Origin of the sequence: Melittangium boletus DSM 14713 (assembly GCF_002305855.1) — a bacterium.
Lineage (GTDB): Bacteria > Myxococcota > Myxococcia > Myxococcales > Myxococcaceae > Cystobacter > Cystobacter boletus.
In genome coordinates this window covers 7,431,434-7,451,026 of record NZ_CP022163.1, presented here as the reverse complement: position 1 = coordinate 7,451,026, position 19,593 = coordinate 7,431,434, and the positions used below count along the sequence as shown (strand labels likewise).

The 19,593-nt window shown below is 68.2% G+C and carries 20 protein-coding genes and 1 tRNA gene; 8 read left to right on the top strand and 13 right to left on the bottom strand.

The features are described from left to right. The first annotated feature begins 117 nt into the window (after positions 1-117). A complete protein-coding gene (locus tag MEBOL_RS30995; RefSeq protein ID WP_095980821.1) occupies positions 118-717 on the top strand; it encodes a helix-turn-helix domain-containing protein in 600 nt (199 codons plus the stop codon). Here the strand turns inward: MEBOL_RS30995 and MEBOL_RS30990 are convergent, their stop codons facing one another. Together MEBOL_RS30990 and MEBOL_RS30985 are read right to left on the bottom strand one after the other, a co-directional pair. Beyond that, positions 718-1,683, bottom strand: coding sequence for a tyrosine-type recombinase/integrase (locus MEBOL_RS30990; protein WP_157823771.1), 966 nt, complete (start codon positions 1,681-1,683; stop codon positions 718-720). It abuts the gene before it with no gap. A gap of 181 nt (positions 1,684-1,864) precedes the next feature. Continuing rightward, positions 1,865-1,940, bottom strand: a tRNA-Thr gene (locus MEBOL_RS30985). 292 nt (positions 1,941-2,232) lie between these two features. Here MEBOL_RS30985 and MEBOL_RS30980 point away from each other — a divergent pair. After that, the gene (locus MEBOL_RS30980; protein WP_095980819.1) at positions 2,233-3,783 is read left to right on the top strand and encodes a Glu/Leu/Phe/Val family dehydrogenase; all 1,551 of its coding nucleotides are present in this window, start codon (positions 2,233-2,235) and stop codon (positions 3,781-3,783) included. Between the two features lie 81 nt (positions 3,784-3,864). Here the strand turns inward: MEBOL_RS30980 and MEBOL_RS30975 are convergent, their stop codons facing one another. Beyond that, positions 3,865-4,227, bottom strand: coding sequence for a PilZ domain-containing protein (locus tag MEBOL_RS30975; RefSeq protein WP_095980818.1), 363 nt, complete (start codon positions 4,225-4,227; stop codon positions 3,865-3,867). A gap of 178 nt (positions 4,228-4,405) precedes the next feature. Here MEBOL_RS30975 and MEBOL_RS30970 point away from each other — a divergent pair, with 178 nt between their 5' ends. Further along, a complete protein-coding gene (locus MEBOL_RS30970) occupies positions 4,406-5,047 on the top strand; it encodes a DUF6066 family protein (RefSeq protein WP_095980817.1) in 642 nt (213 codons plus the stop codon). Between the two features lie 15 nt (positions 5,048-5,062). Here the strand turns inward: MEBOL_RS30970 and MEBOL_RS30965 are convergent, their stop codons facing one another. The 7 genes from MEBOL_RS30965 to MEBOL_RS30935 form a co-directional block, all read right to left on the bottom strand. Next, positions 5,063-6,499 (bottom strand): trypsin-like peptidase domain-containing protein, encoded by a 1,437-nt coding sequence (locus MEBOL_RS30965; protein ID WP_095980816.1) that lies wholly within the window; start codon positions 6,497-6,499, stop codon positions 5,063-5,065. 108 nt (positions 6,500-6,607) lie between these two features. Beyond that, positions 6,608-7,198, bottom strand: coding sequence for a nucleotide exchange factor GrpE (locus tag MEBOL_RS30960; RefSeq protein WP_095980815.1), 591 nt, complete (start codon positions 7,196-7,198; stop codon positions 6,608-6,610). A gap of 63 nt (positions 7,199-7,261) precedes the next feature. Continuing rightward, on the bottom strand, positions 7,262-7,507 hold the full coding sequence (locus tag MEBOL_RS30955) for an RNA polymerase sigma factor region1.1 domain-containing protein (RefSeq protein ID WP_095983108.1): 246 nt from the start codon (positions 7,505-7,507) through the stop codon (positions 7,262-7,264). 132 nt (positions 7,508-7,639) lie between these two features. Beyond that, positions 7,640-9,715: an ATP-dependent zinc metalloprotease FtsH gene (ftsH, locus tag MEBOL_RS30950; protein ID WP_095980814.1), complete on the bottom strand. Its 2,076-nt coding sequence runs from the start codon at positions 9,713-9,715 to the stop codon at positions 7,640-7,642. Positions 9,716-9,923: 208 nt separating this feature from the next. Then, the gene (locus MEBOL_RS30945) at positions 9,924-10,880 is read right to left on the bottom strand and encodes an SdiA-regulated/phytase-like domain-containing protein (protein WP_095980813.1); all 957 of its coding nucleotides are present in this window, start codon (positions 10,878-10,880) and stop codon (positions 9,924-9,926) included. A 1-nt stretch (position 10,881) separates the two neighbouring features. Next, positions 10,882-11,289, bottom strand: coding sequence for a (deoxy)nucleoside triphosphate pyrophosphohydrolase (locus tag MEBOL_RS30940; RefSeq protein WP_095980812.1), 408 nt, complete (start codon positions 11,287-11,289; stop codon positions 10,882-10,884). Positions 11,290-11,363: 74 nt separating this feature from the next. After that, a complete protein-coding gene (locus MEBOL_RS30935) occupies positions 11,364-12,506 on the bottom strand; it encodes a serine/threonine-protein kinase (RefSeq protein WP_157823770.1) in 1,143 nt (380 codons plus the stop codon). A 238-nt stretch (positions 12,507-12,744) separates the two neighbouring features. On the opposite strand from MEBOL_RS30935, the gene MEBOL_RS30930 reads away from it, so the two are divergent. From MEBOL_RS30930 to MEBOL_RS30920, 3 genes are all read left to right on the top strand, one after another. Next, positions 12,745-13,161: a helix-turn-helix transcriptional regulator gene (locus MEBOL_RS30930; protein WP_095980810.1), complete on the top strand. Its 417-nt coding sequence runs from the start codon at positions 12,745-12,747 to the stop codon at positions 13,159-13,161. Positions 13,162-13,254: 93 nt separating this feature from the next. Further along, positions 13,255-13,746, top strand: coding sequence for a cytochrome c-type biogenesis protein (locus tag MEBOL_RS30925; RefSeq protein ID WP_095980809.1), 492 nt, complete (start codon positions 13,255-13,257; stop codon positions 13,744-13,746). Beyond that, positions 13,743-14,663: a tetratricopeptide repeat protein gene (locus MEBOL_RS30920; RefSeq protein ID WP_095980808.1), complete on the top strand. Its 921-nt coding sequence runs from the start codon at positions 13,743-13,745 to the stop codon at positions 14,661-14,663. Before MEBOL_RS30925 ends, MEBOL_RS30920 begins: the two co-directional genes overlap by 4 nt. Before the next feature lie 9 nt (positions 14,664-14,672). Here the strand turns inward: MEBOL_RS30920 and lgt are convergent, their stop codons facing one another. The 3 genes from lgt to MEBOL_RS30905 all read right to left on the bottom strand — a co-directional run bounded on the left by lgt (position 14,673) and on the right by MEBOL_RS30905 (position 16,370). After that, complete coding sequence (gene lgt / locus MEBOL_RS30915) at positions 14,673-15,644, bottom strand: prolipoprotein diacylglyceryl transferase (RefSeq protein ID WP_095980807.1); 972 nt, start codon at positions 15,642-15,644, stop codon at positions 14,673-14,675. Positions 15,645-15,734: 90 nt separating this feature from the next. Next, complete coding sequence (locus MEBOL_RS30910) at positions 15,735-16,103, bottom strand: hypothetical protein (protein WP_095980806.1); 369 nt, start codon at positions 16,101-16,103, stop codon at positions 15,735-15,737. A 42-nt stretch (positions 16,104-16,145) separates the two neighbouring features. Then, the gene (locus tag MEBOL_RS30905; protein ID WP_095980805.1) at positions 16,146-16,370 is read right to left on the bottom strand and encodes a hypothetical protein; all 225 of its coding nucleotides are present in this window, start codon (positions 16,368-16,370) and stop codon (positions 16,146-16,148) included. Between the two features lie 158 nt (positions 16,371-16,528). Here MEBOL_RS30905 and MEBOL_RS30900 point away from each other — a divergent pair, with 158 nt between their 5' ends. Together MEBOL_RS30900 and MEBOL_RS30895 are read left to right on the top strand one after the other, a co-directional pair. After that, the gene (locus MEBOL_RS30900) at positions 16,529-17,647 is read left to right on the top strand and encodes a serine hydrolase domain-containing protein (protein ID WP_095980804.1); all 1,119 of its coding nucleotides are present in this window, start codon (positions 16,529-16,531) and stop codon (positions 17,645-17,647) included. 72 nt (positions 17,648-17,719) lie between these two features. Further along, on the top strand, positions 17,720-19,582 hold the full coding sequence (locus MEBOL_RS30895; protein WP_170115621.1) for a fibronectin type III domain-containing protein: 1,863 nt from the start codon (positions 17,720-17,722) through the stop codon (positions 19,580-19,582). Positions 19,583-19,593 lie beyond the last annotated feature (11 nt).

The window sequence follows — 19,593 nt, the reverse complement described above, 5'->3', positions numbered from 1 at the left end:
GGGGCTTGAATGGTCAATGAGCGAGCCCCCGAGGTCATCTCTCGGCTCACGACACCCGAGCCCCATCACGAACTCTTTCCCATACGCCGTGGGTGAACGGCGTGGACACCGAACACGATGAAGCAACGATCTTGGGTTTGTTGGGCCTGTTACTACGATGACTTCGGAGAAAACGTCTCGCCGTATGCTGTGGGGTACTTCGATCCGCGCTCGCTGGACGAACGATGCTCGTGCTGTGGAGCTGGGCCGACCTTACAGGATCAGTTCAAGCTGCACCTGCTGGCGAGGCGTGATGCCATCGAAGAACTGCTTCGCGAGCCGGAAGATACGCCGGAAGGGATGCTGACGCTGGCGACGTTCGCCGGGATGAAAGTTGCTGGCGAACTTTCACGCGATGCAGTCCCTCCCATGAAGAGGAAGCAACAACGGAAGAGCACGTCTCATCTGCTCAGTATGCGTGAAGCAGCACGTCGCTTCGGGATCGACCGGAACACAACGCTCCGGGAGATGATCGACGCTGGCCATATTCGCGCTGTCCCCTTCCGAGGAGGGCTGCGCATACCCGCGAGCGAAGTTGACCGCGTTTGCGCGGAGGGACTCACGCCACTCCGCAGACCACAGCGTCAGCGGATAACTCCTCCCCCTATCAGGACACCTCGGGTCCGGCGAAGTGAAGGTGAATCAATAGGTGAGAAGATTCGCGGGTTGAAGATCTAGCTACAGCAGCGTCGGGACCTTCGTAGGCGTCGCGTGGACGGCGTAGAACTTCGCCGTGGTTCTCGGAGACTTGTGGTTGAGGAAGTCCGCCACTGCCGCCAACGACGCGCCCTTGTTCACCGCCCATGTCGCGACGCTGTGCCGGAATTGGCCGGGGCCGAACTCCTCGACCCCCGCCGCTCGGCATGCTGCCTTGATCGCCATGGCGAACTTCTGCGCGGAGAAGGTCCCGCGCTCGCGGAGACGTTCTGCTGCCTCCATCACCGCTGAAGACACCGGAGTCCGCAGCAACTCTCCACCCTTCGTGCGCGGGCAGATCAGGACCCCGGCGACTCCCTCCAAGGATTCAGGGAGCAGCTCGATGACGCCAGCACGGACAAAGCGGACCAGCTCGGTGACGTGCCATCCAGTTCCCGCGAGCACGTCCATCCCGTCCCGCCATGAGCCAGTGAGGTGATCGCGAACCCGGAGGAAGTCCTCGCGAGGGATGGCCTTTACCCGTGTCCACTGCTCGGGCCTTGCCTGTGGGACCATCAACTCCTGAGTGGGGTCCTCTTCAGAGGAGAGGACGTGCTTCACCTTGCGCAGGTAGCTGTAGAGCCTCTTGAGGACAGCGATGCGCGGCCCGCGAGCCGTGGCCCCTTGCAGCGCTGGCAAGATGTGGTCGCGGAGCGAAGCCCGGCGCAGATCCACTCGCGCCAGCCGGTCTCCCCACCAGCCGAGATAGAGACGCTGCTCGCCTACCCACTTCGGGGTGTTCTTCTGGACGTCCCGGCTCCAGGTGAGGAACTCCAGGGCAAGCGCCTCGTCCAGGTAGATCGGTGCCTCGTGCGGCTCTCCTGACGGCCGGTAGCCCTCCGGATCGGCCTCGAATCGCGCGAGGTGCTGTAGAGCTGCCCGGAGGGAGTGCGCCCGCGTACTGACCACGTAGCGCTTCCCGTGGAGCTGCCGCCGGATGACGTACACGTCCCGCCCCCGCTCATCCTTCCGGATGAACCCGCCATCCCAGGTGCGGTGGCCTCCGTCCTGTCCGTCTACGCCCTTCACGTGCTCCCCCCGGTGTGGATCAAGGTTGGATCACGGAAAGAACAAGGGGCCGGACGATGTTCGTCCGACCCCTCGAAGTACCTGATATTCCTACAACTTTTGGAGCCGACACCCAGAATTGAACTGGGGACCTACTGATTACGAATCAGTTGCTCTACCGCCTGAGCTATGTCGGCCCAACACCGCCGCTTCCGCACCAGCGCCGGAAGTGAGCGCGAAGTACCACGCGCTCCCCACCACCGCAAGCACTTCTTTTCTCCTGCTTCCCCGCCCCCTCCCCCAGCCCCCCTTCCATGCAGTTCAAAACGTCCTCTCCATGACACGCCGCGTCGGCTAACTACTTGAAACAATTCAGACTTTACACTTTGACGGCGAAGGTGCGGCGATTGACCCCCGAAAGCGCCTATGCGCATAAGGGCGGTGCTTCTCCCAACACGATCGCCTCAACCCCAAGGAGCGATTCTTCCCATGGCCAATGAAGAGAACTTCATGCGCGTTCCGGCCCCGACGCCCAAGCGCACCGTCTACACGGAGGCGATGGAGATCTTCCATCGCGCCGCCGACCTCATCGGGCTGGACAAGCGCGTCCGTCTGGAGCTCGAGGAGCCCGACTACGAGCACATCTTCTATGTCACCGCCAAGCTCAAGGACCGGCTCGTCCCGCTGACCCCCGAACAGGCGCGCGACTTCTCGGACCTGCAGCCCACCCAGGTGCGCAACCCCGAGGGCCTGGAGCGCCTGGCCGACGGGAAGATCATCCTCAATGGCCGCGCCCTGCTGGGCTCGGACGTCTCCATCCGCCGCGGTCACCTGCGCCTTCCCGACGGCCACGTGTACCAGCTGGTGCCCGGGGAGTCCCAGCGCTTCAAGGCCTACCGCGTCCAGCACAACCAGGCGCGCGGCCCCTACAAGGGCGGCATCCGCTACCACCGGGAGGTCTCCCTGGACCTCTTCAAGGCGCTCGCCGCGGAGATGACCTGGAAGACGGCCATCTCCGAGGTGCCCTTCGGCGGAGGCAAGGGCGGCATCCAGATCGATCCGCGCGCGTACGGCCGGGAGGAGCTGGAGAACATCACCCTGCGCTTCATGTACAAGCTCAAGAGCATGATCGGCCCCAACATCGACATCCCCGCGCCCGACGTGGGGACGAACGGGGACATCATGGCGCTCATGTACCGGCAGTACTCGGACGGTGAGCGCGACCGCCATGGCATGCGCGGCATCGTCACCGGCAAGGACGTGCGCATCGGCGGCTCCGAGGGCCGCGCGGCCGCCACCGGCCAGGGCGTCGCCTTCTGCATCGAGGACTACTACGCCGAGAAGGGCGAGAACCTCCGGGGCAAGAGCTTCATCCTCCAGGGCTTCGGCAACGTGGGCAGCCACGGCGCCGCCATCCTCCAGCGCATGGGCGCGCGCCTGCTCGCCGTCAACGACGCCGACGGCACCATCTACAACGGCGACGGCATCGACGTGACCGCCCTGCTCGCCCACGTCAACGATCCCAAGAACCTGCGCCGCAGCGTGCTCGGCTTCGCCGGGGCCCAGAAGATCGACAAGAAGGACTTCTGGGAGGTGCAGGCCGACATCTGCCTGCCCGCGGCCCTGGGCGGAGAGATCACCGCCGACGTGGCCGAGCGCCTCAAGGTGAAGCTCGTGGCCGAGGGCGCCAACGGCCCCACCACCCCCGAGGCCGACCGCGTCCTGCAGAAGCGCGGCATCGACATGATCCCCGACATCATCGCCAACGCGGGCGGTGTGACGGTGAGCTACTACGAGTGGATCCAGAACAAGCGCATGGAGCGCTGGAGCGAGCCCGAGGTCAACCAGCGCCTCGAGCACGCCATGAAGCGCAACTACCGCATCATCCGCGACATCTCGCGCAACCAGTCGCGCCGCTCGGACACCCACGACAGCCGCCCGTTCTGCATCGGCAAGGAAGTGGACCCGCGCTGCGCCGCGATGATCCTCGCGCTCAAGCGGATCGAGGCCCACTACCTGCTCGAGGGCTTCTCCCAGTAGCGTGAAACACGAAGGGCACGGTCCGCACCCGACGCGGCCGTGCCCTTTGTCTTTTGTCCTTCCGTGTCCGGACGGAGCCGCTCAGTGCATGACGCGCTCGCGTGCCACGAGCAGCAAGGGCGCGTCTTCCTGGACCTCGTAGGCCACGATGCGCAGGCCCACGCCCCGGCTGTTGCCCTCGCGCCCGTCCTTGCGGCCATACGAGAGCGCCACCTGGTAGCGCACCTCGCACAGGCACGTCATCTCCGTGCCGTCCTCGCCCGCGAACGTCACCTTCACCCGCTCGCCCAGCGACATGGACTCGCGCGTCTCCACGAACAGGCCCTGCTGGCTGATGTTGCGGCCAATCCCCCGGCTCAGCCCCCCCTGCGTGGAGAGGTAGATGGTGAAGACCTTGTCGAAACGCAGATGGGCGCGGCGCTCACGAACCTGAACCTGGGCCAACGGGGTGTCTCCGGGGTGGGTGGAAGGTGGTCGAGAAACTACATGGTGAGGACATGTAGTCAAAATCTCCACCGCCACATACCGACACGTACCGCCACGTACTGACATCCCGGATGCGGGGGGCCCGCAGGAGTGGCACCATGGCCCACCCCCACCATTCCCCAAGGAGAAACCCCTCGTGCGACGACTCATCCTGGCCGCCCTGCTGCTGCCCACGCTTGCCCTGGCGGACGTGGATTCCCGCTTCGCCCAGTTAAGGGATCAGGCCGAGGCCCTGGGGAGCCTGGGGACCTTCCTGGACAAGTACATCGGGGAGTGCTCGAGCTTCTTCTCCGGGCTGGGCTGCCGCGGCGCCGCGGAGGAGTTCCGCAAGCAGTACGAGGGCAAGAAGCTCTACATGATCGTCGGTGAGAGCGCGGCGAGCATGGTGCAGCCGGGACCGTACCAGCCAGGCAGCGGCAACTACACCATCCTCGTCACCCCGAGCTTTCCGGGGGGCTCGTACCATTTGACGCAGGGTGCGCCGAGCCAATTGGGTTCGGAGGATCAGCCGCTCGTGCCGCCCGTGCGCGTCACCGGCACCACCCCCGTGGGATGGAACGCCACCGACTTCATGCGCCTGTTCTCCAATCACCAGGTGCGGCTGCAGATCGTCTTCTCGCCCGAGGGCATCTGGGGGCTCGAGCGCAACCAGGGCCGGGGCAAGCTCTACGGGGTGTCCTGCCGGGTGGAGGGCGTGCTCCTGTCCAACGCGCGCACGGGCAAGCCATTGGGCATGTGGCTGGCGGACGAACCGGCCGACAAGGCCCCCCGGAAGTAGCCGGGAGCGCGCCGCTCAGGGCTCCAGCGCGACGTACTGCTGCACGTCCCCGCGCTGGACCCTCAAGAGGAGCGTCCTCCCCGTGCTCTTCTCCAGCGCCGCCTTGACCGCCCTCAGCTCCCTCACCCGGCTGCGGTTGACCTCGATCACCACGTCCCCCGCCCGCAAGCCCTCCCGAGCCGCGGGCGAGCGCGGCACCACGCCGGAGACGAGCACGCCCGCGTAGGGCTCCAGGCCCAGGGTGGCCCCCACCACGGGAGTGATGTCCCGGAGCACCAGCCCGAACTCCCCCAGGTTGCCAGAGGCCGAGAGCCCCTCCTGCACCGGACGCGCGGTCAGCTTCACCCGCACCTCGCGCGCCGTGCCCTCGCGCACCAGCGACAACGTCACCTGTGTCTCCGGCACCAGCATGGCCACCTTGCGCAGGAGCTGCGGGAAGGAGTCCACGGGCTTGCCATTCACGCCCACCAGGAGATCCCCCGGGAGGAGGCCCGCCTGCTCCGCCGGGCTGTGGGGGTACACGTGCGTGACCACCGCTGCGCGAGTGCCCGCCTGGGCCTGCTCGTCGACCACCACCCCCAGCCAGCCGCGCTGCAACTGCCCGTTCTTGCTCAGGTTGGGCAGCAAATCCTTCACCATGTTGCTGGGCACCGCGAACCCGATGCCCTGACCCTCGCTGATGATGGCCGTGTTCACGCCCACCACCTCGCCCCGCATGTTGAAGAGCGGCCCTCCGGAGTTGCCTGGGTTGATGAGGGCGTCCGTCTGGATGAAGTCGTCGAAGGGCCCCACGCCAATGACCCGTTCCTTGGCGGAGATCATCCCGTGGGACACCGAGTGATCCAGGCCAAAGGGGTTGCCGATGGCCACCACCCAGTCGCCCACCTCCAGTTGGTCCGAATCCCCCAGGTACACGGCGGGCAGGCCCCGCACCTCCCGCCCCAGCAGCCGCAGCAGCGCCACGTCCGTGGACGCGTCCCGTCCCACCACCTCGGCCTGGAACTCGCGCCCGTCCGACAGGCGCACCACGATCTCGCTCGCCACCTCACTGCCCCGCGCCACCACGTGGTTGTTCGTCACCACCAGCCCCTCCGGGGTGAGGAGGAAGCCCGAACCGCTCGCCGAGCGCGTCCCGCCCCGCCCCACCTCCCCGGTGACGCTGATGTTCACCACGCCCGCCTCCACCGCGCGGATGAGCGGCGCCAGCGAACTGGGGGGGACGAAGCCCGGGAGCATCGGCTCCTTCGAGGTCCACTCCCGCCACAGGCCCGGCGCTCCCCCGGATGAACGGGCCGAATCCTCGGTCCAGGCGGCGTGCTCCCGCGCTCGGGCCGTGAGCCAGGCATCGAGGGAATCCGGCTCGGCCCACACGGCCGGGGCGAGCAACCACACGAAGAGCCCGGCCAGACGAACCCACGGGCGGAAAACAGGGGAATTCAGGACAGGAGCCATGGCGAGGGGCGCAACATCCACCCTCCCCGCCGGCTTCCCGGGACGCCCGGGTCCACCTTCTCTCTCAAGGGAGGCGGGGAAGGGTCCCCACCCACCCTAGCAGGGGACTCAGGCGCTCGCGGGAGGGATGTAGCGGGCCACCTTCACCCGGGCCGGACGGATGATCCGATCCTTGAACCGGTAGCCCGCCCGGGCCTCGGCCACCACCCGCTGATCCTCCTCGGGATTCGGGGTGATCTCCATGTCCGTGGCCTCGGCCGTGTTGGGATCATACGGCTGCCCCACCAGCTGGAGCCGCTCGACGCCCGACTGCTGCAGCTTGGACAGGAGCCCGTCCCGGATGAGCTTCACGCCCTTGGCCAGGCCACTCGACTCGTCCGGGGCGCTCATGGACAGGCACAGGTCCAGCTCGTCCACCGCTTCCAGCAACTGGGTGGCCACCTTGCCTCGCTCCACGTCCAGCATGCGCTCGCGCTCGCGCGAGAGGCGCTGCTTGAACTCCTCGCGATCCTTCTCCAGCTCCTGGTAGGCGCGCGCCAGCTGGTCCACTCGGCGGCGGGCCGCTTCCAGCTCGGCCGTCAACCGCGCGACCTCGGCGGCGCTCGCGGCGGCGGGCGCCTCGGGCGAAATCACGTCGTCCTGAGGCCGCGCCTCCTGCGCCTCCTGGATCGGCTCGTCTGTTCGGGGATTGCCATTCATGCGCCGAACCTAACCAGCCCCCCACCCGAGTCAAAGCGAGGAGGGCCGGCGATCCACGTTCCGCTAATGCTCCGCGGGCACCGAGGGAGGTTCGGTCATGAAGCCGTGATCCACCTGGCCGGTGACCTCGTCGATGATCTCCACCTGGGCGGCCCGGAGCGAGTAGTACAACAGCCAACGCTCGGCCGCGGTGAGCGTCCCCGCGGGAAGGGCCTCCTCGATTTCCTGAACCGTGAGACGACCATCCCGCAGGCCCTTGGCGAAGAGCGACTTGCGAGCCGTATAGCTCTTTCCGATTCTGTTCTCCACGGACGCTCCCTCCTTCCCGTTCAACATAATTTCGCCCCTTCGACACCGCAGGCTGAGCGGCGAGGAAGGGGCGAAGGTCCGGCCAGGGGGCGGGCGGGCAAGCACCCGCCCACACTCCGTCATCGCGTCCGGCTACGCGTCCGGGAGCGTGCCCGTGGCGTGCTGCGCGCCCGGAGGAGGCGTCTCCTCGCTCACCGGGTGGGCGGAGATGACCTGCCGGGCCTCGGGGTGCAGCAAGCCGCGGCTGGAGGTGGCCTTGGGCCCGAGCAGCACCTTGAGGTCGTCCTCGTCCACCACCTCGGTGGCGAGCAGCCGCGCGGCGAGGGCTTCCACCTTGTCGCGGTGCTGGGTGAGGACCGCGCGCGCCCGGTCGAGCGCCTCGGTCACCATCTTGCGGATCTCCTCGTCCACCATGCGCGCCGTCTGCTCGGAGTAGGTCCGCGTCTCCGGCATGCCCGCGGAGCGCAGGAAGCCCGCCCCCTGGTCCGCGCCCAGGGCCACCGGGCCCAGGGTGCTCATGCCGTAGTCGCGCACCATCATCTTGGCGACGTCCGTGGCCTGCTTGAGATCATTGGAGGCACCCGTGGACACCTCGCCCACGAAGATCTCCTCGGCGGCCCGGCCGCCCATCATCGCGGCCATCTTGTCGCGCAGCTCGTCGAAGGACATCAGGTAGCGGTCCTCGAGCGGCAGGGACATGGTGTAGCCGAGCGCCGCCAGGCCGCGCGGGATGATGGACACCTTCGTCACCCGCTCCGCGTTGGGCAACATCCAGCCCACCACCGTATGGCCCGCCTCGTGGTGCGCGACGATCTCCTTCTCGCGCTCGTTCATGCGGCGGTTCTTCTTCTGCAGACCCGCCACCACGCGCTCGATGGCCTCCTCGAAGTCCGCCTTGAGCACGGCGTCGCGGTTCTTGCGCGCGGCGAGCAGGGCCGCCTCGTTCACCACGTTGGCCAGGTCCGCGCCGGCGAAGCCCGGCGTGCGCGCGGCGATGGACTTGATGTCCACGTCCGGCCCCAGCTTCACGCCCTTGGAGTGGATTTCGAGCACCCGCTCGCGGCCCCGCTTGTCCGGACGGTCCACCAGCACCTGCCGGTCGAAGCGGCCCGGACGCATGAGCGCGCTGTCGAGGATTTCCGGACGGTTGGTGGCCGCGATGATGATGAGGCCCGCGCGGCTGTCGAAGCCGTCCATCTCCGCGAGCAGCTGGTTGAGCGTCTGCTCGCGCTCGTCATGGCCGCCGGCCACGCCCGCGTTGCGGCTCTTGCCGATGGCATCCAGCTCGTCGATGAAGATGATGCACGGCGCCTTGGCGGTGGCCTGGGCGAACAGGTCGCGCACCCGGGCGGCGCCCACGCCGACGAACATCTCCACGAACTCCGAGCCGGACAGGCTGAAGAAGGGCACCCCCGCCTCGCCCGCCACCGCCCGCGCGAGCAGCGTCTTGCCCGTGCCCGGCGGACCCACCAGGAGCACGCCCTTGGGAATGCGCCCACCCAGGCGGCGGAACTTCTCCGGCGTCTTGAGGAACTCGACGATCTCGCGCAGCTCGTCCACGGCCTCGTCCACACCGGCCACGTCCTTGAAGCCCACGCCCGTGTCGGCCTCCGCCTGCACCTTGGCGCGCGTCTTGCCAAAGCTCATGACGCTCTGAGGCCCCTGGCCGATGCCCCCGGCCATGCGCCGCATCATGAAGCTCCAGAAGACGAAGGCCAGGGCGAGCGGCACCAGCCAGATCCACAGCACGTCGGAGAAGTTGGACTGAGGCACCGCCTCGTACTGCACGCCCTCCTGCTCGAGCAGCGGAACGAGGTCCGTGTCCCCCTGGACGCGGTAGGCCATCCACGGCAGGGCCCCAGGCTCGCTGCGCAGCGGCCCCGCCGCACCCGTCCCCGTGCTGGGGGGGCCGTCGGTGCCCTGCGCGGGCGCCGAGCCTTCCTTGAGGTAGCCCTTCACCCAATCGGGGGCGACCTGGACGCGGTTGAAGCGGCCCTCCGTGACCGCGTCACGGAAGCGGCTGTAGCTCACACGCTGGACGCCCGCGTCCTGGAAGACGTTGCGGAAGAGAATGAAGCCCAGCACGAGCAGAAAGATGTAGGCCAGGGGAGAACCGAACCGGAACCCCTTGGCCGGAGGTGGTGGCGTCTTGTCCTGCTTCTTCGCGCGAGGGCCTTCCCCCGACGGCGGCGTGTTCTGAGGCTTCATCGTCGGCACACTCCCCCTCCCCCTGGTCACGCACCCGGGTGGTACGTGGTAAGACTTGGTGTGGGTCAAAGATGGCCACAGCCGCCCAGTGGTCAACCCGGGATGCGAAGCACCTCCAGGTAATGAGGAGATCGCGGCCCCACCTCTTGTCCCTTCGGTCGAAAGCAATGCCCGGTGTTGGACACTGTCGGCGGCAGGACACTCCGGCTCAGCGGCAATCGACCCGGTACATCCGTTGTCCGGCGAACTCGGAGCCGAGCAGGTAGGCGCGACTCTCGTCCGGACGTCCGTCCTCGGGCAGGTAGGCGATGGCCTCGGACTGGGCCTGGCTCGGGCCGGGGACCTCGGCGAGCTGCCCCTCCAGCAACTCCTCCAGACGCGTGGCCCCCGGGCGGCGAAGCTCCCAGACGCGGGTATAGGTGCGCAGCAGCAACCGCTGCCCCGAGGGATGGAGCGCCGCCGCGGTGGTGAGGAAGTCCGCGTTGCCCGGAGCCCGCAGAGTCCCCAGACGGACGGCCTGGGCCACCGTGCCCGCCGCGAGCCCCGGCAGCGCGAAGACGTCGCCCAGCGAGTCGCGCTCCTTGGTGACGACGGCCAGCCGGCCCGAGCCCGGCTCGACGACGAGGGACTCGCAGTCGTGCGGCCGGTCCGGCCAGGCGAAGGGCAGCGTCTCCACGGGGAGCGTGGCGTCCTCCACCCGCTCCGGCTCGGGCAACCGGAGGATGCGCGCCTGCGGTTGACGCTCGAAGTTGTCGCCGGTGTCGGCGAGGAACAGACACGCGCGCGACTGCCCGGGCTCGCAGGGGCCCACGGCGATGTCCTCCAGGTCCGCCCCCGCGGTGGACGCACCGGTGAGCGTCAGCGTGGCGAGCACCTTGCCGGACGCATCGAGGGCGAACACCTCCAGGGCGTTGCCCGAGTCATTGTGCGACCACAGCACCCCGGGGTGCTGGAGGCTGGCGGCCAGGCCGGACATCTCGGCCAGCACCAGGGGCACCGCGCCCACCGCGCGCGGCTCGCCGTAGAGCCGGCAGCCCGGAACGGACTCGGCCGGGGCATAGCGCGACGAGGCTTCCGCGCGGGCCGCGTCCGGAGTGGCGGACTTCTTCGCCGGACAGGCGCAGAGCAGCGCGGCCGCCAGGACTCCGGCGAACCCCCGGAGCACGTCAGCCTTCCAGATCCAGCAGCTTGGCCAGCGTCTTGGCGTCGGCGTCCGGGAAGCGGTAATCCGCCATCTCGTCCAGCGACACCCAGCGGTGATCATGCACGCGCAGGTGATGGATGTCCGACTCGGGGCTGACGAGCCGACAGCGATACACCCGGAAGTCGATGTCATAGGAGGGGTACTCGTGCTGGGTGTGCAGGGCCTGCTCCAGCACCTCCACCTCCACGCCCATCTCCTCGCGGATCTCCCGGGCGAGCGCCTGCTCATCGCCCTCGCCCTCCTCCACGCGGCCCCCGGGAAACTCCCACAAGAGTGGCAGGGTCGCCTTGGGGGGACGCTGGGTGATGAGGTAACGGCCCTCGGCGTTGTGCAACATCGCGCCGACGACGCGGATGTGACGGCGTGCCATCTTCCCGACTCCTTGAGGCTGCGCAAAGAGGAAGGCGGCGACCTAGCACGGCCCGTGCCCCCGGGCCAAGGGGCTCAGGCTCCCTTGCTCGGCCCTCCCCGGCGGCCCTTGCCCCCCCTGCCCCGCCTCGAGGGGTCCGCCGGCTCCTCCAGATCCTCCAGGACGGACTCGGTCAGGGTGGCCACCTCGGAGACCAGCGCCGCGTGCCCGTAGCGCTGGCGCGTGAGCCACAGGTGCTCGCGCAGGGCCTCGGCCAGCTCCGCGCCCGTGGCGTAGCGATCCTCCCGCCGGGGGGCGAGCAGCTTGCGCAGGATGGGCCGGAGGGGCTCGGGCGCCTCCCCCAGCCCCTCCTCCACCTGCTCCGAGGTGAGCTCCCGCATGCGCTTGAGCAACTCCGCGGTGCGCACCGCGCTCAGCTCCTCCAGCTCCGGCCGGCCCGAATCCCCCCGGACCCGGAGCTGGCGGCCGAGGAGCTCCGCCTCGTGGCGGGCGGCGGCGTCCAAGAGGTGCCGGCCGGTGAGCAGCTGCAGGAAGACGAGCCCCAGGGAGAAGAGATCCGAGCGGCCATCGAGCTGCTCGAGCTGGGCGCGCTCCGGTGAGCTGTAGGCCACGTTCCCCAGGTCGGTGTCCCCCTCGGTGGAGATGCGGCCCTCCAGCCGGGACCAGGCCGCGCCGAAGTCCATCAGCTTCACCTCGCCCCACCGGCCCACGAGAATCCCCTGGGGTGTCACGTCCCGGTGGACGATCCCCAGGTGGCGGCCCTTCTCGTCATGGAGCGCGTGGGCATAATGCAGCGCGTCAGCCACCTCGGCCGTCACATGGCAGGCCAGGGCCTCGGAGAATCCCCGCCCCGAGCGCTCCGCCCGGCGCATCACGTCTCCGAGCGGCTGCCCCTCGATGTACTCCATCAAGAGCAACGGCTCGGCCGCGTCTCCCCCCAGCATCTGCACGGAGACGATGTTGGGATGGCGCAACTGCCCCCCCAGGCGGGCCTCCTCCACCAACCGTTGGTAGTCCTCCTGCCGCACCACGCGGTTGAGCCGCTTGAGCACCGTCAGCCCCCCCACGCCGCCCTGGTAGCGCTGACGCGTGAGCAGCAACTCGCCGTGATGGCCCTGTCCCAGGGGGCGCACGAACTCGTAACTCGCCAGACCCGCCTCCAGCACCACGGTGGGGGCGCCCTTGAGGGGGGGATCCGGATTCGGCCGACTCGACATGTGAATTGCTCCTTGGGGGTATCCGAAAACAGACTCGAAAGGTAAACATGTGCGACACGAACGACCAAGATCCATGAGAAGCCGCTGGAATCGGGACGTTCAGCCCCCCACTCCGAAAGTCGGGTCATGCTCACAGATGACTCTTGAAGTCACCCCTTTTCCAGTTATCCTAGAAGTCATATAGCCCCGGATGTTCCGGGCCCCTCGTTTTTCACCGACTCACCCAGGACCGTACGGCATGGCTCTCCCACGAGGACTGGCAACGACCATCGGCACCGCGGCCCGGGCGGCCCGGGTCCGCGCCAATCTCACCCAGGAAGACGTCGCCGAGAGGGTGGGCCTGGCCACCGAGGTGTATGGGCGCCTGGAGCGCGGCGGCATGCTGCCCAGCGTCCCCACCCTTCGGCGGCTGTGCGAAATCCTCCGCATCCCCTCGGACGTGCTGCTGGGCCTGACACCCGCCCAGGAGAACTTCTGGGCCAAGGAGCCCCCGGCCCGGCCCACGGAGGAGCCCGCGGAGATCCGCCGCCTGGTGCGCACCGTGAAGCGGCTGGAGCCCGCCGAGTTCCGCCTGCTGAGCCTGATGGCCACGGGCCTGCTGCGGCTGCGGCAGCTGCGCCAGGGCCGCTCCGCCCCCACCCTGCCTCCCCCGTGAGCCAGCGGACGGGCGGCGCCCGCGCCCTCCCCGGGTTTCCACTGGGCAACACCCGGTCCGGGACGATAGGTAGACGGGTCCCCCGGACCCGCCATGACCGCCGCCCTCCTCTCGCTCACCCTCTTTCTCGCCGCGGGCCAGTACGCGCCCCAGCAGGCCGGAAGTGAACCCCTCGCGCCTCCCCTGGAGGCCCGCGTGCAAGTGCTCGGCAAGGAGCTGCGCTGCGCGGTGTGCCAGGGCCTGTCCGTCGCCGACAGCCCCTCCTCCATGGCGCGCGCCCAGCTCGACAAGATTCGCGAGCTGGTGACCGAGGGCAAGACGGACCAGGAAGTGCGCGACTACTTCGTGGCCCGCTACGGCGAGTGGGTGCTCCTGCAACCCAACGCCGATGGCTTCAACCTGCTCGTGTGGCTGGGGCCCGTGGCCCTGCTGCTCGGCGGCGCCTTCGTCATCTTCCGCCAGGTGCGTCGGCCGCCCGTGACCCCGCCCCCGCCGGCGGCGTCCACCCCCTCGGCCCCGGCCACCTCTTCCACCGAACCCGTGGACCCCTACCTCGCGGCCGTGCGCCGGGAGCTGGATCAATGAACCCTTCGACCAACTGGACGCCCGGCCTCATCGTGCTCGCCGTGGGCTTCGTCGCCGCGGCCCTCTTCCTCCTCACCCAGCGGCGCAAGGGCGCCGAGGCCACTCCCCGCTCGGGCGCGCTCGAGGACCTGGAGCGGCGCTACCAGTCGCTCATCGAGCAGCTCAAGGAACTGGCGGCGGAGAAGCACACCCTGTCCCCCGAGCGCTACGAGGCGGAGCGGAGCCGGCTGGAGCTGGAGGCCGCGACGGCGCTGCGCGCTCGGGACGAGCACCTCAAGAAGGACAAGGGCGCCCCGGCCCCGGCGCCCCAGACGGCGCCCACGGGCTTCCTGTCGCCGCAAATCAAGGGCGCGCTGTGGGGCGGCGGCATCGTGCTGTTCTTCGGCGTGCTGGGCTACACCCTGGTGTCCGAGCAGCACGAGCGCGGCGAGAACGAGGCCGCCACGGGCCGCACGCCCCCGGGCATGGCCGCGAGCGGACAGCCCCAGGCCCCCTCCGCGGATTCGGAGCTGGAGCAGACCATGCAGCGGCTGCGCGACAACCCGGGGGATCTGGAGGCCGCATCGCTCCTGAGCCACGAGCTCATCCGGCGGCAGATGTACGAGGAGGCCGAGCGCGTCACCCTCAGGGGCCTCGCGGTGGACCCCTTCCACGTGGAATTGCGCGTGCACCAGAGCGTGCTCAAGGCCGTGCGCGGCGACGAGGCCGGCGCGGAGCGGGAGCTGACCCGGCTCGCGGACACGTACCCGGACGCGCAGGAAGGGCTGCTGTTCATGGGCGCCCTGGCCATGAAGCAGGGAGACAAGGCCAAGGCGCTGGACGCCTTCGAGCGCTTCGCGGTGGAAGTGCCGAGCAACCTGCACCCGCCGCCCCTGCTCGCCGCCATCCAGCAGCTGCGCACCGAGCTGGGCCGGTAGAGCGGAACCTCACTCGCCCACGACCGCTGGGCCCCGGAGCACGGCCGGGGTGGCGCGGCGGGAGAGACTCCACCGGATCAGCCCCAGTCCCACGAGCAGCAGGGGCAGCGAGAGGAGCTGGCCCTGGGCGAGACCCAGCCACATCGGGTCCTCCGCGCGGGGCTCTCGAAAGAAGCCCACGCCGATGTGGAACACGGAGTGAAGGAAGAAGAAGAGGCCACAGAGCAGACCCTCCGGTGGCTGCCGAGCCCGGGTGCGCACGGTATAGAGGATGACGAAGAGCAGCAGCCCCTCGAGGGCGGCCGCGTAGAGCTGCGACGGGTGGCGCGGGTTGAGGATGAGCAGCAGCTCGTCCATGACCCGAGGCGTGGCATGAGCCACCTGCATGATGTCGAAGCTGCCTAGCGGCAGGCGCTCCGCGGCGAGCCGGGTGGCCTGGGCGGGTTGGAACGACGGGAGATGGATCTCCGCGGGGAAGAGCACGGCCCAAGGCACCCGCGTGACACGTCCGAACAGGTCCCCGTCCATGAAGCTGGCGAGCCGGCCGAGGCAGATGCCCAACGGCGCCACGGTCACCAGGTTGTCGCCGAGGTGCAGCCAGGAGACCTTCTTCTCCCGCGCCTGGAACGCGGTGACCACGGCCACGCCGAGCAGGCCTCCGTGGAAGAGCGCACCGCCCTGACTGAGCTGGACGAGGAGGCCCAGGTTCCCGGAGAAGCGCTCCCCATCGAATAGCACCAGATAACCCAGACGTCCCCCGAGCAGGACCCCCAGGAGGGCCACCATGCTGGTGAAGTCGAAGATCTCTCCCGGCGCGATCCGGAGGTAGCCCCACGCGGCGAAGCGCTTGAGCAGGAGGAGCGCGAGGGCGAACCCCGCCACATACGCGAGCCCATCCCAACGGGCGACGAAGACATCACTCTGCCCGTCATTGTAACGGAAGAGGAAAGGGGCAAGATCGTGGAGATAGTAGGAGGACACGGTCCAAAGTCTTCAAGAGAAAGGGGACTGAACGCTGGAGCGGCGATGAGCGCTGGCCGAAGAGAGAACACGCCAGCGCCCTGCCACGGACTACTTGAAGAAGTCCTCACCGTTGATGGTCGTGACTTCCTTGCCCACGACCTTCCTGTAGGTCAGGGTGTAGGAATTGTTGGAATTCTCGATCTTCTGATACCTGAAACCATCCAGCTTTCCTTCACTGAGAAGCTTGTTCCAGTCAGCGCCATTGACGCGGATCGTGGCGGAAGCTCCACAGCAGTTGTATTTGACATCCTTGCTGATGACGCCCGAGCTGAAGCTCAGGGTCGGGCACGACTGCTCATAGAGACCCAGAGCGACCGTGGCAGCTCCCTGGTTGAAGGTCTTGATGCAGTCCTGGCCGCTCGCGGTTCCCTGGAGCATGCACATACCGACAAAAACAATTCCCGCGTATTTCTTCATGAGGGTTCTCCTTGTGATGGGTTCAAATCCCAGGGGCACGTCTCAGAACGAATCCTTCTTCACCTCCCCCTGCGCCTTCGTATCCACTTCCTTGTTCTTCGGATCCTTCTGATCCGGCTCCTCGACCTTCAAGTCCTTCGCTTCCGCGGGCATGGTCTTCGTCTCGGCCTTGGGTTCAGCCTTCGGCGCGGTCTTCGGCGCGGGCTTGTCGGCGGCGAACGCAGTGGCGGCACCACAAAGGAGAGCAACGGTCAACAAACGCTTCATGGGGGGTCCTTTCAGGTTGAGCGGTCCAGCGCGAGGTAGAAGACGATTATCTCGACAAGCAGATCAACCGGCTTTTCCTCAACGTCTGTTTTACCTGTCTCGGCGTGAACATTCTCCACCCCCAGTAGACACCTAATTCAACTGTCTTGTTTTGACCCATGACCCCACGTGCCCTTTCGCTCTCCCTTCGTGTCCTCATCCTCGCCACCATGAACGCGGGCTGCGCGGCCGGCTCCTCCGCCCGCGAACTCCTCTCCGACTACGAGAACCCGGAGGCACCCGGGGCCAGCGCCATCGTGATTCACGAGGGGCGTGTCGTGTTCGAGCACGCCTCGGGCCTCGCGGACCTGCCCTCGCGCACGCCCGCCATGCCGGAGACGCAGTACCGGCTCGCCTCGCTCAGCAAACAGTTCACCGCCATGGCCATCCTGCTGCTGATCGAGGAAGGCCGGCTCCATGACGACGACCGCGTGGTGGACGTGCTCCCGGGCTTCCCACCCACCCTGGGCGAGGTCCGCATCCGGCATCTGCTCCAGCACACCTCGGGCATCTGGGACTACGAGGCCTTCGTCCCGGACACCCAGACCGAACAGGTGAAGGATCGGGATGTGCTCGGGCTGCTCGCGCGCGCCCAGGGCACGTACTTCCCGCCCGGGACGGCGGTGCGCTACAGCAACTCGGGCTACGCGGTGCTGTCGCTCGTGGTGGAACAGGTGAGCGGCATGCCCTTCGCCCGCTTCCTGCACGAGCGCGTCTTCGCACCGCTCGGGATGCGCGCCACGGTGGCGCACGAGGAAGGCCGCTCCACGGTGGCCCGGCGCGCCTACGGGTACGTGGCCGGAGCGGACGGCTTCCGCCCCCGCGACCAGAGCCCCACCAGCGCCGTGCTGGGAGACGGTGGCATCTACTCGTCCGTGGCCGAGCTGGTGGCCTGGGACCGAGCCCTGGACGCCCACACCCTGGTGGGCGCCGACACCCAACGCCTCGCCTGGACCGCGCCCCCCCTGCCCGATGGCACCCGCTCCCCCTATGGCTTCGGCTGGTTCGTGGACGAGGACGAGGGACGCCCTCGCCTGTCCCACCACGGCGAAACGTGTGGCTTCACCAACGCCCTCGTGAAGTACCCGGAGCAGCGGCTCACGGTCATCGTCCTGACGAACCGCGCGGGGGGCGAGCCCTGGCGGATCGCGCAACGGCTGGCGGACCGGTGGCTCGCCCCGAAGGCTCCGGCCGAACAACGGCCCTGGCCCTTCGAGACCCTGCCCAACGCCCGGTAGAGCCGTCTCCGGGGATTAACCCGAAAAAATGGGCGCGAGCCTCTCCCCGAATTCACTCCGAGGAGCATGGGCATGTTCGTCTCCCCCCGAAAAGCAGCACCCCGATCAGGGTTTTTGTTGGCCATCGCCGTCCTGCTGCTGGGGCTGATGCCCGCCCTGGCCGAGGCCGCGAATCGCGGCGCCTGGGCCCCGAATACCCAGTACGCCGTGAGCGATGTCGTGACCTACTCCAGCAAGGCGTACTCCTGCCGTCAGGCACACACGTCCCTGGTGGGCTGGGAGCCGCCCAACGTCGCCGCGCTGTGGCAGGAAGGGGGAATCGTCGAGCCGCCCCCCACGGACGTGCAGCCCCCCTCCGCGCCCACGGGCGTCAACTCCCCGAGCAAGACGAGCAACAGCGTGTCGCTCGCGTGGAACGCCTCCACGGACAACGTGGCCGTGACGGGCTACGAGGTCTTCACCAACGGCTCCTCGACGGTGGCGGCGAGCACCACCGGCGCCACGAGCGTGACGGTGTCCGGCCTGCAGGCCAACACGAACTACACGTTCACGGTGAAGGCGCGGGACGCGGCGGGCAACCGCTCCGCGGCGAGCTCCGCGTTCAGCACCACCACCAACCCGCAGAGCAACGACACGCAGGCGCCCTCGGTGCCGGCGAGTCCGCGCAGCACGGGCGTGACGAGCAGCAGCGTGTCGCTCGCGTGGAACGCCTCCTCGGACAACGTGGCCGTGGCGGGCTACGAGGTCTTCACCAACGGCTCCTCGACGGTGGCGGCGAGCACCACCGGCGCCACGAGCGTGACGGTGTCCGGCCTGGCGGCCGACACGGCGTACTCCTTCACCGTCAAGGCGAGGGATGGCGCGGGCAACCGCTCCGCGGCGAGCAGCGCCGTGAGCGCCCGGACGTCGACGGCGCCCTCCAGTGACGTGCCCAGCAAGATCCTCGTGGGCTACTGGCACAACTTCGACAACGGCTCGGGCTTCATCCGGCTGCGCAACGTGTCGACCAAGTGGGACGTCATCAACGTCTCCTTCGCCGAGCCGACCGGCGGCGCGACCGGCGGCACCATCGGCTTCACGCCCTACGGCACCTCGGTGGCGGACTTCAAGGCGGACGTGGCCTACCTGCACGGCCTGGGCAAGAAGGTGATCATCTCCATCGGTGGCGCCAACGGCCAGGTGCGGCTGGAGACCACGGCCGCCCGCGACGCCTTCGTGAGCTCGATGCGCTCCATCATCGAGACGTACGGCTTCGATGGCATGGACATCGACTTCGAGGGCCACTCGCTGTCGCTCAACGCGGGGGACTCGGACTTCAAGAACCCGAAGACGCCCGTGGTGGTCAACCTCATCTCCGCCATCCGCAGCCTGCGCAATGCCTTCGGCACGAAGTTCATGCTCACCATGGCGCCGGAGACGTTCTTCGTGCAGCTCGGCTACTCGTTCTACGGCGGCAGCTGCTCGGGCTGTGACAGCCGCGCCGGCGCGTACCTGCCCGTGCTCTACGCCACGCGCGACATCCTCAACTGGCTGCAGGTGCAGGACTACAACTCGGGCCCCATCATGGGTCTGGACGACCAGTACCACAACATGGGGACCGCGGACTTCCACGTGGCCATGACGGACATGCTGCTCACGGGCTTCCCCGTGGCGCGCAACGCGAGCAACGTCTTCCCCGCGCTCCGTCCGGATCAGGTGGTTATCGGCCTGCCCGCCAACGGCAACGCGGGCGGCGGCTACACGACGCCCGCCGAGGTGCAGAAGGCCGTCAACGCGCTGGTGAAGGGCATTCCCATCAGCAGCTACTCCGTGCGCAGCAACGTGGCCAACAACAAGAGCTTCCGCGGCCTGATGTCCTGGTCGGTGAACTGGGACGCGTTCGCGAACTTCGAGTTCACCAACAGCCACCGGCCCTACCTGGACTCGTTGAAGTAGGCGCTTCGAGC

Bases quoted from the DNA above. Each gene is read 5' to 3' on its own strand.
- MEBOL_RS30995 (WP_095980821.1), top strand. From the start codon at position 118: ATGAAGCAACGATCTTGGGTTTGTTGGGCCTGTTACTACGATGACTTC.
- MEBOL_RS30980 (WP_095980819.1), top strand. From the start codon at position 2,233: ATGGCCAATGAAGAGAACTTCATGCGCGTTCCGGCCCCGACGCCCAAG.
- MEBOL_RS30965 (WP_095980816.1), bottom strand. From the start codon at position 6,499: ATGGCTCCTGTCCTGAATTCCCCTGTTTTCCGCCCGTGGGTTCGTCTG.
- MEBOL_RS30960 (WP_095980815.1), bottom strand. From the start codon at position 7,198: ATGAATGGCAATCCCCGAACAGACGAGCCGATCCAGGAGGCGCAGGAG.
- ftsH (WP_095980814.1), bottom strand. From the start codon at position 9,715: ATGAAGCCTCAGAACACGCCGCCGTCGGGGGAAGGCCCTCGCGCGAAG.
- MEBOL_RS30940 (WP_095980812.1), bottom strand. From the start codon at position 11,289: ATGGCACGCCGTCACATCCGCGTCGTCGGCGCGATGTTGCACAACGCC.
- MEBOL_RS30935 (WP_157823770.1), bottom strand. From the start codon at position 12,506: ATGTCGAGTCGGCCGAATCCGGATCCCCCCCTCAAGGGCGCCCCCACC.
- MEBOL_RS30930 (WP_095980810.1), top strand. From the start codon at position 12,745: ATGGCTCTCCCACGAGGACTGGCAACGACCATCGGCACCGCGGCCCGG.
- MEBOL_RS30925 (WP_095980809.1), top strand. From the start codon at position 13,255: ATGACCGCCGCCCTCCTCTCGCTCACCCTCTTTCTCGCCGCGGGCCAG.
- MEBOL_RS30920 (WP_095980808.1), top strand. From the start codon at position 13,743: ATGAACCCTTCGACCAACTGGACGCCCGGCCTCATCGTGCTCGCCGTG.
- MEBOL_RS30910 (WP_095980806.1), bottom strand. From the start codon at position 16,103: ATGAAGAAATACGCGGGAATTGTTTTTGTCGGTATGTGCATGCTCCAG.
- MEBOL_RS30905 (WP_095980805.1), bottom strand. From the start codon at position 16,370: ATGAAGCGTTTGTTGACCGTTGCTCTCCTTTGTGGTGCCGCCACTGCG.
- MEBOL_RS30900 (WP_095980804.1), top strand. From the start codon at position 16,529: ATGACCCCACGTGCCCTTTCGCTCTCCCTTCGTGTCCTCATCCTCGCC.
- MEBOL_RS30895 (WP_170115621.1), top strand. From the start codon at position 17,720: ATGTTCGTCTCCCCCCGAAAAGCAGCACCCCGATCAGGGTTTTTGTTG.